Annotated in this window: 15 protein-coding genes; 3 read left to right on the top strand and 12 right to left on the bottom strand. The window is 64.4% G+C overall.

Going from position 1 to position 13,924, the window contains the following annotated elements; genetic code table 11:
* The first annotated feature begins 146 nt into the window (after nt 1-146).
* Nucleotides 147-2,390 carry a phosphoenolpyruvate--protein phosphotransferase gene (gene ptsP, locus FQU74_RS04910; protein ID WP_146285302.1) on the top strand — a complete coding sequence of 748 codons (2,244 nt, stop codon included), beginning with the start codon at nt 147-149 and terminating at the stop codon, nt 2,388-2,390.
* Nucleotides 2,391-2,399: 9 nt separating this feature from the next.
* On the opposite strand, the gene FQU74_RS04905 is transcribed toward ptsP, so the two are convergent.
* Nucleotides 2,400-3,191 (bottom strand): EcsC family protein, encoded by a 792-nt coding sequence (locus FQU74_RS04905; RefSeq protein WP_146286209.1) that lies wholly within the window; start codon nt 3,189-3,191, stop codon nt 2,400-2,402.
* A gap of 46 nt (nt 3,192-3,237) precedes the next feature.
* On the bottom strand, nt 3,238-3,732 hold the full coding sequence (locus tag FQU74_RS04900) for a GNAT family N-acetyltransferase (protein WP_146285301.1): 495 nt from the start codon (nt 3,730-3,732) through the stop codon (nt 3,238-3,240).
* 165 nt (nt 3,733-3,897) lie between these two features.
* Between FQU74_RS04900 and FQU74_RS04895 the strand changes: the two genes are divergently transcribed.
* Nucleotides 3,898-4,767, top strand: coding sequence for an S-methyl-5'-thioadenosine phosphorylase (locus FQU74_RS04895; RefSeq protein WP_146285300.1), 870 nt, complete (start codon nt 3,898-3,900; stop codon nt 4,765-4,767).
* A gap of 32 nt (nt 4,768-4,799) precedes the next feature.
* Nucleotides 4,800-5,363 (top strand): adenine phosphoribosyltransferase, encoded by a 564-nt coding sequence (locus FQU74_RS04890; RefSeq protein WP_146285299.1) that lies wholly within the window; start codon nt 4,800-4,802, stop codon nt 5,361-5,363.
* A gap of 239 nt (nt 5,364-5,602) precedes the next feature.
* Here the strand turns inward: FQU74_RS04890 and FQU74_RS04885 are convergent, their stop codons facing one another.
* The 10 genes from FQU74_RS04885 to cyoE form a co-directional block, all read right to left on the bottom strand.
* Entirely contained in the window at nt 5,603-6,994 is a 1,392-nt protein-coding gene (locus FQU74_RS04885; RefSeq protein ID WP_146285298.1) for an FAD-binding oxidoreductase, read from the bottom strand.
* Between the two features lie 51 nt (nt 6,995-7,045).
* On the bottom strand, nt 7,046-7,198 hold the full coding sequence (locus FQU74_RS19235) for a hypothetical protein (RefSeq protein ID WP_158635531.1): 153 nt from the start codon (nt 7,196-7,198) through the stop codon (nt 7,046-7,048).
* An 86-nt stretch (nt 7,199-7,284) separates the two neighbouring features.
* A complete protein-coding gene (locus tag FQU74_RS04880) occupies nt 7,285-7,869 on the bottom strand; it encodes a GNAT family N-acetyltransferase (RefSeq protein ID WP_146285297.1) in 585 nt (194 codons plus the stop codon).
* Nucleotides 7,869-9,128, bottom strand: a complete 1,260-nt coding sequence (locus tag FQU74_RS04875; RefSeq protein WP_146285296.1) for a M16 family metallopeptidase — start codon at nt 9,126-9,128, stop codon at nt 7,869-7,871. Before FQU74_RS04875 ends, FQU74_RS04880 begins: the two co-directional genes overlap by 1 nt.
* Nucleotides 9,125-10,510, bottom strand: a complete 1,386-nt coding sequence (thrC, locus tag FQU74_RS04870) for a threonine synthase (RefSeq protein WP_146285295.1) — start codon at nt 10,508-10,510, stop codon at nt 9,125-9,127. Before thrC ends, FQU74_RS04875 begins: the two co-directional genes overlap by 4 nt.
* A gap of 8 nt (nt 10,511-10,518) precedes the next feature.
* Complete coding sequence (locus FQU74_RS04865) at nt 10,519-11,187, bottom strand: SURF1 family protein (protein ID WP_146285294.1); 669 nt, start codon at nt 11,185-11,187, stop codon at nt 10,519-10,521.
* A 110-nt stretch (nt 11,188-11,297) separates the two neighbouring features.
* On the bottom strand, nt 11,298-12,101 hold the full coding sequence (locus tag FQU74_RS04860) for a cytochrome c oxidase subunit 3 (protein ID WP_146285293.1): 804 nt from the start codon (nt 12,099-12,101) through the stop codon (nt 11,298-11,300).
* A gap of 22 nt (nt 12,102-12,123) precedes the next feature.
* A complete protein-coding gene (locus FQU74_RS04855) occupies nt 12,124-12,714 on the bottom strand; it encodes a cytochrome c oxidase assembly protein (protein ID WP_146285292.1) in 591 nt (196 codons plus the stop codon).
* Nucleotides 12,711-12,914: a hypothetical protein gene (locus tag FQU74_RS04850; RefSeq protein ID WP_146285291.1), complete on the bottom strand. Its 204-nt coding sequence runs from the start codon at nt 12,912-12,914 to the stop codon at nt 12,711-12,713. The genes FQU74_RS04855 and FQU74_RS04850 overlap by 4 nt, the downstream gene beginning before the upstream one ends.
* 3 nt (nt 12,915-12,917) lie before the next feature.
* Nucleotides 12,918-13,865 (bottom strand): heme o synthase, encoded by a 948-nt coding sequence (gene cyoE, locus FQU74_RS04845; RefSeq protein WP_146285290.1) that lies wholly within the window; start codon nt 13,863-13,865, stop codon nt 12,918-12,920.
* Nucleotides 13,866-13,924 lie beyond the last annotated feature (59 nt).

The following is a 13,924-nucleotide window of genomic DNA, read 5'->3' as shown; positions in this document are numbered from 1 at the left end:
TCGGACGCAGCCCGTCCAAGTACCGGTCGCCGCGCCGCTTTCTTGGGCATCAACCGGGCAAACCCGCCAGACAGCCGCGCACGGGCGTTTCTTTTTCCGGGGCCGTGTTCTAAGGATGGGGCGACGATCGGATCGTGGGGAGGATCATGCCGGAACGCAGTGAGAGTGACAGCCGCAAACTGCTTCGGCGTCTGCGTGACAGTCTGGCGCTCCCCGGCAAGGGGCAGGACCGGCTCGACCGCATTACCCATCTCATTGCCGATTCGATGCACACCGAGGTCTGCTCGATCTATCTGTTCCGCGATGAGGACACGCTGGAGCTCTGCGCGACCGAAGGGTTGAAGAAAGAGGCCGTCCACAAGACGCGGATGAAGGTGGGTGAAGGTCTGGTGGGCCGCGTGGCGCGCACCGCAACCCCCGTGAACACCGCCGACGCCCCGTCGGAACGCGGCTTCCGCTACATGCCCGAGACAGGCGAAGAGATTTACTCGAGCTTCCTTGGCGTGCCGATCCAACGTGTCGGCGAGCGGCTCGGCGTGCTGGTCGTACAGTCGCGCACCGCCCGGCAGTTCTCTGACGACGATGTCTACGCACTGGAAGTCGTCGCCATGGTGCTGGCCGAGATGACCGAGCTTGGCGCCTTCCTTGGCGATGAAGGCGGCATGAAGGCCCTGCACAAACAGCCGCGCCTCTTTCGTGGCGGCATGGCGCAGGAAGGTGCGGCCGAAGGCCATGTCTGGCTGCACGAACCCCGCGTGGTGGTGACGAACCCCGTTGCCGACGATCCACTGACCGAGATAGAGCGCATCCGCGAGGCGGTAGGCCAACTGCGCGTCTCGATCGAGGATCTGCTGCACGCCGAGGCGCTGGACAAGGAACAGCGTCAGGTGCTTGAGGCCTACCGGATGTTCGCCAACTCGCGCGGGTGGCTGAAACGGATGGAAGAAGACATCGCGCGCGGCCTTTCGGCTGAGGCGGCGGTGGAGAAGGAACAGTCCGCCGCCCGTGCCCGAATGGAGCAGGTCGAGGATGCCTATCTGCGCGACCGGCTGAACGATCTCGACGATCTGTCGAACCGGCTGCTGCGCATCCTGACCGGTCAGGGACAGGACACTGGCGCGCAGATGCCCGAGGACCCGATCCTTGTCGCCCGCAACATCGGCCCGGCCGAGCTTCTGGACTATGGCAAGAAGCTGCGCGGGGTGGTGCTTGAGGAAGGTTCGGTCGGCAGCCATGCCGCGATTGTCGCCCGCGCGCTGGCCATTCCACTGGTGATCCATGCAGACCGCATCATCGCCGAGGCGCTGAACGGCGACCACATTCTGGTCGATGGCGATCAGGGCATTGTCCATCTGCGCCCCGACGACATGGTCGTGCGCAGCTTCCGCGACAAGATGGCGATGCAGGCCAAGGCGCAAGAGCGTTATGCCTCGCTGCGCAACCTGCCCGCGCAATCGAAATGCGGCACGGTGACCCGGCTTTACATGAACGCGGGGCTGATGGCCGACCTGCCCTCGATCGTCGGTTCGGGGGCCGAGGGGGTTGGCCTCTTCCGGACCGAACTGCAATTCCTGATCCGCAATCAGATGCCAAAGCGGGATGAGCTGGCCAAGCTCTACGCGCGCGTGATGGATGCGGCCAGAGGCAGGCCGGTGGCCTTCCGCACGCTCGACATCGGCTCGGACAAGGTGCTGCCCTATATGAAGCCGCAGGACGAGCCGAACCCGGCGATGGGTTGGCGCGCGATCCGGGTGGGCCTCGACAAGCCGGGCGTCCTGCACATGCAGGCGCAGGCGCTGATCCGGGCAGCAGCCGGGCGACCGCTGACGGTGATGTTCCCCTTCATCACCGAGCTTTCCGAGTTCAACGCAGCGCGCAGTGCCGTGCTGCACCAGCGCGACCGCGAAGCGGCCCTCGGTCGTCAGGTGCCATCCGAGTTGCGTATCGGCGCCATGCTGGAAACGCCGAGCCTCGCCTATGCGCCGGATGAGTTCTTCCGGTTGACCGACTTCATCTCGGTCGGGGGCAATGACCTCAAGCAGTTCTTCTTTGCCGCCGACCGCGAAAACGAACGTGTGCGCCGCCGCTATGACACGTTGAACAGCTCGTTCCTGCGCTTCCTGCGGCTGATCTCGGATCGCTGCGCGGAAAACGGAACGACGCTGTCCTTCTGCGGCGAGGACGCGGGACGGCCTGTCGAGGCCATGGTCTTTGCGGCGCTTGGCTATGGCACGCTGTCGATGCGCCCCGCGTCAATCGGGCCGGTGAAATCGCTTCTGCGGCAGGTCGATCTGAAGGCTGCGCGCGGCGTGATCGACGACGCTCTGGCACAAGGGGTTGAAACGGTGCGTCCGATTGTCATGGACTGGCTGGCCGCGCAGGGGGAATAGGGGGCACCGTCAGGCCGAGCCGAGCAGCGGCTTGACGCTGGCCGCCTCGGAGAACCGGGCGATCACCCTTTCGGCGCCGTGATCGCGCGCCAGTCGCAGCAGGCGAAAGCGGATGCGCGCAAGTTCGCGGTAGTGGCTAAGAAAGGCCGCGTTCACCGCCGCGCCCGAAATCGCCCCCAGAACAGGAACGGCCTGCGCGGCAAGCTTTTGACCAAGCGTCGCGGCAATGCGCGGGGCAAGCGTTGCGATCAAACGGTTGAGCGCAGGGCCTGTCACGGTCAGTCGCGCACCGATAAAGGCGGTATTCACCCCGTCATCCCCCCCAAGCGGCGTGCCGGTGGCAAAGCAACGCAGGATCTCGGCCTTGATCGCAGGATCGTCGGGATCGAAGCCTTCGGCCTCGGCCGCGGCGCGGATGGTGCCAAGGATCAGGGTGATGGTGAGTGGCAGTTCCGCGATGGAGGTCGCAATCCCCCCCGCCCCGCCCGCTGCCCCGCTGATCGCGGCGGCAATCGGTGCAGCCGAGGGGCCAAGGTCGGGGGCATGTCGACCAAGGGACGCGACCCCAAGCGCGCGTTCGAGGCTGGCAATGGTGATCGCGTCGATCTGCCGCCGCGCCGGTTCCGGCAGCAGGCGCAGTTGCCCCTCGATCCGGTTGCCCAACTTTTGCAGCAGCGTGACCAACGGCCCACCCGCCTTGCGGGCGCGCTTCGCAAGCTCTGCGATCTCAAATTCGGGAAAGGGCGCCGAAGGATGCGCCGGAAGTTGGGCCGGGGACTGGGGCGTGGCGTCGTCGCTCATACCAGCAAAGGTAGGCATCGCCGGGCGTGCGCGCAACTGCCCAAGCTCACGCAGAACCCGTGTATTTTTCGACTTGCCCTGTCACGCCTGCCCAGGCGTCGCGCACCAGATCAAGCCCCAGTACCCGATCGGGGTTCGTGGGCGGGGGCATGATCACGCCCTGAAGCTTGCGAAAGCCGAAGCGCTGGTAATAGGGCGCGTCGCCCACCAGCATGACGCGCTCCCAGCCAAGCCGCTTGGCCTCGGCCAGACTTTCGTTGATCAGAAGGCCTCCAAGCCCTTCTCCCTGACGGGTCGGGTGCACGGCAACGGGACCGAGCAGCAAGACCGCCTTGCCCCCCACCTGAACCGGCCAATAGCGGATGACTGCTGCCAGCGTCTCGGTCTCGTCCCGCAGCACGAGACAAAGGGGGGCAACCTTGTCCACGCCGTCACGCAGGCGATAGGAAGACAGCGCCGTGCGCCCGGGTGCAAAGCAGAGATCATAAAGCGCCTCTACTTCCCACCAGTCGGCGTCGGTTTCCTCTTCCAGCTGATACATTACCCCTCCCTGACCTTTGCGGCCACTGTCGGGTCCATGCTCGACCCGGACAAGACCGCGCGTAACACGCGAAGGCGACAGGGAAAAGACCATAGTCCCGTGACTGCGGCACCTTGGCGAAACCCGCGTGCGCCCTTAGTCTGGCGCAAAATTCAGGAGGTGCGGATGCAGCGCAAGATCGGGGTGATCGGCGGATCGGGGGTCTATCAGATCGAGGGACTGCAGGATGCCGCGTGGACGGTGGTCGAAACCCCATGGGGGGCGCCTTCGGACGAGATCCTGACAGGCACGCTGGGCGGCGTCCCCATGTGCTTTCTGCCGCGTCACGGCCGGGGCCATGTGCATCTGCCGACCGAAGTGCCTTTCCGGGCCAATATCGACGCGTTGAAACGATTGGGATGCACCGACCTGATCGCCGTATCGGCGGTGGGTTCCCTGCGTGAGGATTTTGCGCCCGGCGACATGGTGGTGCTGGATCAGTTCATCGACCGCACCTGCGCGCGGCCTGCGAGCTTTTTCGGGGAAGGATGCGTGGCCCATGTCAGCCTTGCCGATCCGGTCTGCGCCGCGCTGTCGGAGGCCTGCGCCCGCGCCCTGCAACCGACCGGGGCCACGGTCCACAGGGGCGGCACCTATCTGGCTATCGAGGGACCACAGTTTTCGACGCGCGCCGAATCGAACCTTTACCGTTCCTGGGGCTGTGACGTGATCGGCATGACCGCGATGCCCGAGGCACGCCTCGCGCGCGAGGCTGAGCTTTGCTACGCCTCGGTCGCGATGGTCACCGATTACGACTGCTGGCACGAAGGGCATGGCGCGGTGGATGTGGCGCAGGTGATCGCAGTGCTCACACGGAACGCCGGCACCGCCAAGGCGATGATCGCGGGGCTTCCGGACCTTCTGGGCGCTACCCGAGCGCCCTGCCCCTGTGGCTGCGACCGCGCGCTTGATCATGCCGTGATGACGGCCCCTGACCGGCGTGATCGCGCGACCCTTGCGCGGCTCGACGCCGTTGCCGGGCGGGTGCTGGGCTGACGATTCGAAACCGATCAAACGAAGAGATGCAGATGACACAACCGGGCAAGGCCGCCCCCGCACGGGGCAAGACGGTCAGGGACTATATCCGCACCATCGTGGACTTCCCGCATGAGGGGATCCTCTTTCGCGACGTGACGACGCTCTTTGCCGATCCGCGCGGATTTCGGATGGCGATCGACCAGCTTCTGCACCCCTATGCCGGCACACGTATCGACAAGGTCGTGGGGCTCGAGGCACGCGGTTTCATCCTTGGCGGCGCGGTGGCGCATCAGCTGTCCTGTGGTTTCGTACCGATCCGCAAAAAGGGCAAGCTGCCCGGCCAGACCATCTCGCAAGCCTACACGCTGGAATACGGTGAGGCGGTGGTCGAGGTGCATGACGATGCTATTCAGCCCGGCGAAAAGGTTCTGCTTGTCGATGACCTGCTGGCAACGGGTGGCACCGCCGAGGCCGGGATCAAGCTCATCGAGCGTCTTGGAGGCGAGATCGTGGGCTGCGCCTTTGTCGTGGATCTGCCCGACCTCGGCGGCCGCAAGAAGCTGGAAGCCATGGGAATGGAAGTCCATGCGCTTTGCGCGTTCGAGGGCCTCTGAAGGCTTGATCGTACAGCCGGTAACCGTCCGTTAACCCCGAGTCGCTAGACCTTGGGTACCGGGCCGACCCAGCCCGGTGGGCGCTGCTTGCAAACGTGTCCTACACACCCCACCCACCCCGTCGGGCATCAATACCCCGGCGGGGTTTCTCGTTGATCAGGACAGATTTGGGTATTTGTACCAAGAGGAAGGAGACGCGCCCTGCTTCCTCTTGGCCCAAATACCCACCTTTCTGCCGGTTACCGCAGCACGGCGCCGGGGTTGAGGATGCCCGAAGGGTCGAGTGCCGTCTTGATTGCCCGCATCGCCGCAAGTTTTGCGGGTTCGGCATAGCGCTCCAGATCCTTGACCTTCAACCGGCCGATCCCGTGTTCTGCGCTGACGGACCCGCCCATGCGGTGCACGATATCGTGGACGCAGGTCTTGACGGCTTCGCGCTGATGGTCGTGATCGGCACGACTGCTCCCCGGGCAAGGGAACACATTGTAATGCAGGTTCCCGTCGCCAAGGTGGCCGAAACAGTTGATGCGGAACCGGTCGATCCGTGCCAGCGCGGCGTTCGCCTCGGCAATGAAGGCCGGAAACAGCGAGGGCGGCAGTGCGATGTCATGCGAGGAGACGGCGCCGATGCGCCGGTTGGCAAGCGGGATCGACTCGCGCAGCGCCCAAAGCTCCGCGCGCTGATTGCCCGACTGGGCGATGACCCCGTCCTGCACCAGCGCCCCGGCAGCCTCGACCAAGTCCACCAGTGCTTCTTGCGGATCGATCCCATGCGGCAGGCCCAGATCAATCAGCACACTCCATTCGGGCGGCACATCGAAGGGCTGGCGCACCTGCGGCAGCGTTTCGCGCAGGAAATCCAGCCCCTGGCGATGGATCAGCTCAAAGGCCGAGATCATGCCGGGCAACCGCGCCTCGGCCAGTGCCAGCAGGCTCAGGGCAGCCTCGGGCCCCTCGACCGCAAGGAGCGCCGCCCCTTCGGTTGCTGGTCGCGGGAACAGGCGCAGGCTTGCTGCGGTTATGATGCCCAGTGTCCCCTCAGATCCGATCAGCAGGTGTCGCAGGTCATAGCCCGTATTGTCCTTGCGCAGCCGTTTGAGCCCGTGAAGGATCGAACCATCCGCCAGGACCGCCTCGACACCCAGCACCAGATCGCGGGTATTGCCATAGCGCAGCACATTCACCCCGCCGGCATTCGTGCCGAGAAGCCCACCGATCCGGGCAGAGCCCTGCGAGGCCAGCGTCAGGGGGAAGATGCGCCCGACGGCCTCGGCCGCCGCATGGACATCAGAGAGGATGACCCCGGCCTCGGCCTCGATCACGGCCTCATCGGCATGAACCGCGCGGATGCGCGCCATGCGCTCCATCGACAACAGCAGGGGCGCAGGTCCCTCCGGCATCAACTGCCCGCCAACGAGCCCGGTGCCCCCCGCACGCGGCACCACGCCGACGCGGGCAGAGGCACAGGCGCGCAGGATCTGGGCAACGTCCTCCGGGGTGCGCGGCATGGCAACCGCCGCGCCCTGCCCCGTCCAGCGCCCGCGTGGCTCTTCGACATCAGCGGGCGCGACGGGTCGCAGCAGGTGCGGCGGCAGGCTATCCAGAAAGGCGGCATCGGCGGAATTGAGCATGGCGTTTACCTCTGCAGGTCAAATAGCCTGCGGGCCAAACTAAGGCAAAGCTCAATCGCGGCGGGCGTCCTGCGGCATGTCGTCAAACAGCGACTGCTCGATCGCGGCATCGTCATCGGGCGCGGCAGGACCGGGGTCAAACAGGAACTGTGTGCCCAATGCAGCAAGGCCGCCCAGAACGGCGGAAAGAAGATCAAAATACATTTCAACTGCTCCTGGCCCTCTTTGCGGGGCTCTGTCGATATCTTGCCATTAGCACGAATCGACTGCAAGGGAAGCTCACCTTTGCGTCAGCCGGCGTCGGTCCGCCCACGACGATCCGCGCGCAGGTTTGCGTAGAGCACATGGTTGCGCCAGCGGCCCGCGATTTGCAGATAGGCCTGCGCGACGCCTTCGTACTTGAACCCGGTCTTTTCCAGCACCCCACGCGAAGGCGCATTCTCCGGCAGGCAGGCGGCCTCGATCCGCGACAGGTCCATCATCGTGAAGGCGTGATGCACCACGGCAAGGATAGCCTCGCGCATATAGCCCTGCCGGGCAAAGGGCTGACCGATCCAGTAGCCCAGCGTACCCGCCTGCACCGGCCCGCGCCGGATGTTGTCGAGCGTGATCGCCCCCAGAAGGCACTGATCCTCGCGCCGGACCATCAGAAGCGGAAGCGCGGTGCCCTGCGCCTGTGCGCGCTGCGCCCAATAGATGCGGTTGGTAAAGGCCTTGCGGCTGAGGTGATCATGAGACCAGACCGGCTCCCACGGCGCAAGAAAATCGGCGCTGTCGTCGCGCAGGGCCGACCAGTCGCGGAAATCGCCGTGCTGCGGCAGACGAAGCGTCATCCGCTCTGTTTCGATCCGCACGCGTCTGCGCAGGCCGAGCATCAGGCCGCCAGCCGTTTCCGGATTGCCTCCAGCCCCGGCGCATCAGCGACGGGACCATAGAGCGCAAGCGCCGCGCGGGAGGCCGCAAGCTCGCCCGCCACGCGCCGGACATCTGCGGTGGTGACAGCGTCGATCTTGGCCACGGCCTCGTCCACATCGGGCACCCGCCCCCAGATCGACAAGAGCCGCGCATTGCGTTCAGCTCGTGATGACGGGCTTTCGAGCCCCATCAGCAGCCCGGCTTTCAGTTGCGCCCGCGCACGGGCAACCTCGGCCTCGGTCATGTCATCGGCGGCGCGCTTCAATTCGTCCAGCGTCAGCGTGGTCAGATCGGCGATCTCGTCCTCGGATGTGCCGGCATAGATGGTGATGCTGCCCGTATCCTCATAAGCGCCCGATTGCGCGAAGATCGAATAGCACAGCCCCCGCTCCTCGCGGATCTTCTGGAACAGACGGCTGGACATGCCACCGCCCATCGCCGTCGAATAGACCTGCGCGGTATAGACATCTGGGTGGCGATAGCCGGGGGCCTCGAACGCCAGTGCGAAATGCACCTGCTCCAGCCCCTTGACCTCACGCCGCTCGCCACCGCCGAAACGCGCGCCTTCCAGTGTGGAGTTACCTACGGGTGTCAGCCCGCCAAAAATCTCGGTCGCCTGAGCCACGATGGCATCGTGGTCGATGCCGCCGGCCGCAGCCAGGATCATCTGGTCAGGCCCGTAATGTTCGTGCACAAAGCGGACCAGATCATCGCGTGTGAAACTTGAGACCAGCTCGGTCGGGCCCAGGATCGTGCGGCCAAAAGCCTGATCCGGATAACTTACCTCTTGCAGCCAGTCGAAGATGATGTCGTCGGGCGTATCCAGCGCCTGCCCGATCTCTTGTAGGATCACGTGGCGCTCGACCTCGATCTCCTTGGGGTCAAAGACCGGGTTCAGCACGATGTCCGAAATCACATCCAGCGCCAGCGCAACATCGCCCGACAGGACACGGGCATAGTAGGCCGTCATCTCTTTCGAGGTATAGGCGTTGATATAGCCGCCCACATCCTCGATCTCTTCGGCGATCTGCAGCGATGTGCGCCGCGCCGTGCCCTTGAAGGCCATGTGCTCGAGGAAATGCGCAATCCCGTTCTGCTCGGCCCGTTCGTGCCGCCCGCCCGCAGTGACCCAGATCCCCACCGAAGCCGATTTCAGCCCCGGCATATCCTCGGTCACGATGCGGAAACCATTGGGCAGGGTGGCAATACGCAGGGTCAACGCGCGATCCTTTCGCGGACAAGGGCTTGCAGGGCGGCCAGGTCATTGGGCACGCGGGTTACGCGTTCGGCGCGGTCAAAGAGGTCGGCCATGCGGGGGGGCAATCCGGGACGGATACCGCTGGCAGCTTCCACCGCATCCGGGAATTTGGCGGGATGGGCGGTCGCAAGCGTGATCATCGGTGCGGTGCCGATGTTCTCTTCGGCGACCTTCACGCCCACCGCCGAATGCGGGCAAAGAAGCTCACCCGTGGCGGCAAGCGTCGTCTTGATCGTGGCGCGCGTCTCATCCTCGGAGCAGCGCCCCGAGGCGAAGGTGGCGCGCAACATTTCCAGCGCGCCCTGGCTGATGGCAAAGCCGCCTGCCTTCAGCTCGGCCATGAGCGCGGCGACGGCCGCCCCGTCGCGGCCATAGGCGTCGAAGAGTGCGCGCTCAAAGTTCGACGAGACCTGGATGTCCATCGACGGGCTGATCGAAGGCTTGACCCCATCCGTCACATAAGAGCCGGACTTCATCGCGCGATCCAGAATGTCGTTCTGGTTGGTCGCAATCACCAGCTTGTCGATCGGCAGGCCCATCTCGCGGGCAATGTAGCCCGCGAAGATATCGCCGAAGTTGCCGGTTGGCACGGTGAAACTGACGGCGCGATGCGGCGCGCCGAGGCTGACTGCCGAGGAGAAGTAATAGACCACCTGCGCCAGCACGCGCGCCCAGTTGATGCTGTTCACCCCGGCCAGACGCACCCCGTCGCGGAAGGCGAAATCGTTGAACATGTCCTTCACGCGGGCCTGACAGTCGTCAAAGTCGCCATCCATGGCCAGCGCATGAACATTGCTGTCGGGCGGGGTCGTCATTTGACGGCGCTGCACCTCGGACACGCGGCCATGCGGGAAGAGGATGAACACATCCACATTTGCCAGCCCCTTGAACGCCTCGATCGCAGCCGATCCGGTATCGCCGCTGGTTGCGCCGACGATGGTGATCCGCTCCCCAGTCTTGGCGAGTGCGGCCTGCATCATCTGGCCGATAAGCTGCATGGCAAAGTCCTTGAAAGCCAGCGTCGGCCCGTGGAACAGCTCCAGCAGGAAATGGTTCGGGCCAAGCTGGACCAGCGGCGCGCGCGCGGCGTGGCCGAAACCGGCATAGGCACGTGCGATCAGGGCGCGGAACTCGGGCTCGGCAAAGGTGTCGCCCATGAAGGGCGACATCACGCGATAGGCGATCTCTTCGTAGGGCAGACCGGCGAGAGCCGCGATCTCTTCCTTGGTGAAGGTCGGAACGCTGGCCGGAACATAAAGCCCGCCATCACGCGCGAGCCCGGTCATCATCGCTTCGCCAAAGGAAAGGACGGGCGCCTGCCCGCGGGTCGAGATGTATTGCATTGCTGCCCTCATACGTTCCGCCGTCTGATACGCCAGAGATACGAAACTGTCATCCCCAACCAGACAACCGCCAGCGAAAACCAGGTGATCGCATAGCCCAGATGATCGTTGCGAAAGGTGGCCGAGACTGGTTGCGCCTGCACGCCGTCACCGGTGTCACTGCGCGCGATCAGCATAAGGGGTTCGGTGCCCAGTGCGCTGGCCATGGCGGCCACGTCGCGGCCAAACCAGATGCCACGCCCTTTATCGGGTGGCGGGGTTGCGCTGTTCACATCGTCGGGCCAGTTCAGGTTACCGGTCACCGCCACCTCACGGGGCGGGCGCGGCGCGGTTTTGGCGGTTTCCGGCACGAAGCCCCGATCCACCAGAATGCGGCGCCCGTCATCGGTCTGATAGGCGGCGATCACCAGAAAGCCCGGCCCCTGCCCCTGAATGGAAGTCAGGACATGCGCCTCGGGCCCGAGAAAGCGCCCCTGCACCGTGACGGACAGATATCGGTCGGCAACCGGGTCCGGTTGGGCCGGCAGCGCGACCGCGGGCATGGCAATCTTTGCCTCGGCGGTGGCAATCAGGCCCTCTTTCCATTGCAGGCGCTGCACCTGCCATGTGCCAAGTCCGATCAGGATGGCGGCCCCGACCAGCCCGAACAAAAGGGGAAGGATTATGCGGCGCGACATTGGGGCTCCGGCTGAAAAAGGAAAAGCGCGCGCCTTCTACAAGGCTCGCGCTTCCGAGGGAAGACGGCTCCAGCGAAGGACGGGGCGAGCGTGTCGCCCCGACGGATCGATCAGCCCTGACCCCAGACGTAGATGGCCGCAAACAGGAACAGCCAGACCACGTCAACGAAGTGCCAGTACCATGCGGCAGCCTCAAGCCCGATGTGCTGCTCAGGCGTGAAGTGGCCCTTGATCGCGCGGATCATGCAGACAAACAGGAAGATCGTACCGACAACCACGTGGAAGCCGTGGAAGCCCGTCGCCATGAAGAAGTTCGCGCCATAGATGTTTCCGGCAAAGCCAAAGGCCGCGTGGCTGTATTCATAGGCTTGCAGGATGGTGAAGAACACGCCGAGGATGATCGCCAGTGCCAGACCGTTGATCAGATCCTTGCGGTTGTTCTCATGCACCAGCGCGTGGTGCGCCCAGGTCGCAGCACAGCCCGAGCACAGCAGGATCAGCGTGTTGATCAGCGGCAGGTGCCAGGGGTCAAAGGTCTGGATGCCTTCCGGCGGGAAGACGCCATCAACCAGCGGCGACATCGGCCCCATCGGATAAAGCGCGTGCTTGAAGAACGACCAGAACCAGGCCGAGAAGAACATCACTTCCGACATGATGAACAGGATAAAGCCGTAGCGCAGGCCGATCCGCACGACCGGCGTATGGTCGCCAACCTGTGCCTCGGCGATCACGTCAGCCCACCAGCCGAACATGACATAAAGCACGGCTGCAAAGCCGATCAGCCCCATCCAGGGGCCCGAGCCATGCATCCACAGCACCGCGCCGAACAGCATGATGAAAGCGCCGACCGAGCCCAGGAAGGGCCAGATCGACGGAGGAAGGACGTGGTAGTCGTGGTTCTTGGCGTGGGCCATTATAGTATCCCTCGTTGACTTGTCAGTTGACCGCCCCGGAAGCCGGGACAGCCAGCGCCGCCTGATCCGCGTTGCTCGCGGTTTCAGGAAGCGGAGTTTCATGGAATGTGTAAGAGAGCGTGATCTCTTTCACGAACTGCCCCTCGGGATCCTTCAACAATTCGGGATCGACGAAGAACGTGACGGGCATGATGGCCGTCTCTCCGGGGGCGAGCACCTGCTCGGTAAAGCAGAAGCATTCGATCTTGGTGAAATAGCCACCGGCGGCATCGGGCTGCACGTTGAAGCTGGCGGTGCCGGCGACCGGACGATCGGCTGGGTTATGCGCCTCGTAGAAGGCGAGCGCCGTTTCGCCGAGCTTGACCCGCATCGAGTATTGCTGCGGCTTGAAGCTCCACGGCATGCCGGCGGCTTTGGATGCGTCAAACCGCACCAGCACGGTATCTTCCAGCACCACGTCGGGCGCCTTTTCGGCAACGCCTACGGTGCCTGCAAAACCCGTCGTGCGGCAGAACCAGTCATAGAACGGCACAGCGGCAAAGCTGAGCGCGCCCATCGTGACGGCGACGCCCACCAGTTTCAGCGCAGTGCGGCCATGTGCAGGGGCGCTCATCCGTTGCCCCCTGTCGCAGGATCGGCCGGGGCCATCTCGGGGCGGACTACATGGTCGAACCCCTGCATCGGATCGCCGCGCGTGACCTTGACCACGCTCAGCCCGAAAACCAGCACCACAAAGGCCGCAAGCACCAAGCCAAGGCCGACATTTCGGCCGCGGCGACGTTGGTGCAGTTCATGTTCGGTACGCAATGCCATCGCTTACCAGCCTCCCAGTCCAAAGCCCTTCAATGCGGCCTCAAGCAGGAAGGCGCTGAAGTGCAGGAAAAGATAGAGCAGCGAGAACTTGAAAACAGCCTTCTCGGTCGCAAAACCATCGGCCTCAGCGGTCGCCTCATCCCGCTGCCAGATGCGCCAGGCGCCCCACAGGAAGCCCGCGTTCAACGCAAGCGAGATAGCCAGATAGGTCGGCCCACCGATCGACGTGAAGCCCGCGGCCAGCGCAAAGGGCACCAGAAGGATCGTATAGACCAGCACATGGTTGCGGGTGACGCGCTTGCCATGGGTCACGGTCAGCATCGGAACGCCCGCCTTTTCATAGTCGCTGTTCATGAACAGCGCGAGCGCCCAAAAGTGCGGCGGCGTCCACATGAAGATCAGCATGAACATCAGCACCGCCTCGACCGAGATGCTGCCGGTCGCGCAGACCCAGCCGATCATCGGAGGGAAGGCCCCCGCCGCACCACCGATGACGATGTTCTGCGGCGTCGAGCGTTTCAGCCACATCGAGTAGATGACGACGTAGAAGAAGATGGTAAAGGCCAGAAGCGCCCCCGCCAGCACGTTCGCGGCCAGCGACAGCATCATCACCGACAGGCCGGAAAGCGCGATGCCAAGGCCAAGCGCCTCACCCGGTTGCACGCGGCCCGACGGGATCGGTCGGTTGCGGGTACGGCGCATCACGCGGTCAATGTCGGCATCCCACCACATGTTCAGCGCGCCGGATGCGCCGCCGCCAAGGGCAATGAACAGCACACAGGTAAATGCGACAAACGGATGAACGGGGACTGGCGCGACCAGAAGGCCCACCAGCGCGGTAAAGACGACCAAAGACATGACGCGCGGCTTCAGCAGCGAGACATAGTCGCCAAAGCCCGCCTCACCCGTCAGGGTGCCGTTCACCTCGCCATTTGCGTTGATATCGCTCATTCCCGTTCCCTTGGTCGGACCGGGCGGCCCGTCTTTCCAGACGCGCCGCCCTTGCCTGC

The sequence above is a fragment of the Gemmobacter aquaticus genome, from assembly GCF_007859075.1.
Taxonomy (GTDB): domain Bacteria; phylum Pseudomonadota; class Alphaproteobacteria; order Rhodobacterales; family Rhodobacteraceae; genus Gemmobacter; species Gemmobacter aquaticus.
This window is presented reverse-complemented; position numbering and strand designations above follow the sequence as displayed.

Bases quoted from the DNA above. Each gene is read 5' to 3' on its own strand.
- FQU74_RS04890 (WP_146285299.1), top strand. From the start codon at position 4,800: ATGACACAACCGGGCAAGGCCGCCCCCGCACGGGGCAAGACGGTCAGG.
- FQU74_RS04860 (WP_146285293.1), bottom strand. From the start codon at position 12,101: ATGGCCCACGCCAAGAACCACGACTACCACGTCCTTCCTCCGTCGATC.
- cyoE (WP_146285290.1), bottom strand. From the start codon at position 13,865: ATGAGCGATATCAACGCAAATGGCGAGGTGAACGGCACCCTGACGGGT.
- FQU74_RS04855 (WP_146285292.1), bottom strand. From the start codon at position 12,714: ATGAGCGCCCCTGCACATGGCCGCACTGCGCTGAAACTGGTGGGCGTC.
- FQU74_RS04885 (WP_146285298.1), bottom strand. From the start codon at position 6,994: ATGCTCAATTCCGCCGATGCCGCCTTTCTGGATAGCCTGCCGCCGCAC.
- FQU74_RS04880 (WP_146285297.1), bottom strand. From the start codon at position 7,869: ATGCTCGGCCTGCGCAGACGCGTGCGGATCGAAACAGAGCGGATGACG.
- FQU74_RS04905 (WP_146286209.1), bottom strand. From the start codon at position 3,191: ATGAGCGACGACGCCACGCCCCAGTCCCCGGCCCAACTTCCGGCGCAT.
- FQU74_RS19235 (WP_158635531.1), bottom strand. From the start codon at position 7,198: ATGTATTTTGATCTTCTTTCCGCCGTTCTGGGCGGCCTTGCTGCATTG.
- FQU74_RS04850 (WP_146285291.1), bottom strand. From the start codon at position 12,914: ATGGCATTGCGTACCGAACATGAACTGCACCAACGTCGCCGCGGCCGA.
- FQU74_RS04865 (WP_146285294.1), bottom strand. From the start codon at position 11,187: ATGTCGCGCCGCATAATCCTTCCCCTTTTGTTCGGGCTGGTCGGGGCC.
- FQU74_RS04900 (WP_146285301.1), bottom strand. From the start codon at position 3,732: ATGTATCAGCTGGAAGAGGAAACCGACGCCGACTGGTGGGAAGTAGAG.
- thrC (WP_146285295.1), bottom strand. From the start codon at position 10,510: ATGCAATACATCTCGACCCGCGGGCAGGCGCCCGTCCTTTCCTTTGGC.
- ptsP (WP_146285302.1), top strand. From the start codon at position 147: ATGCCGGAACGCAGTGAGAGTGACAGCCGCAAACTGCTTCGGCGTCTG.
- FQU74_RS04895 (WP_146285300.1), top strand. From the start codon at position 3,898: ATGCAGCGCAAGATCGGGGTGATCGGCGGATCGGGGGTCTATCAGATC.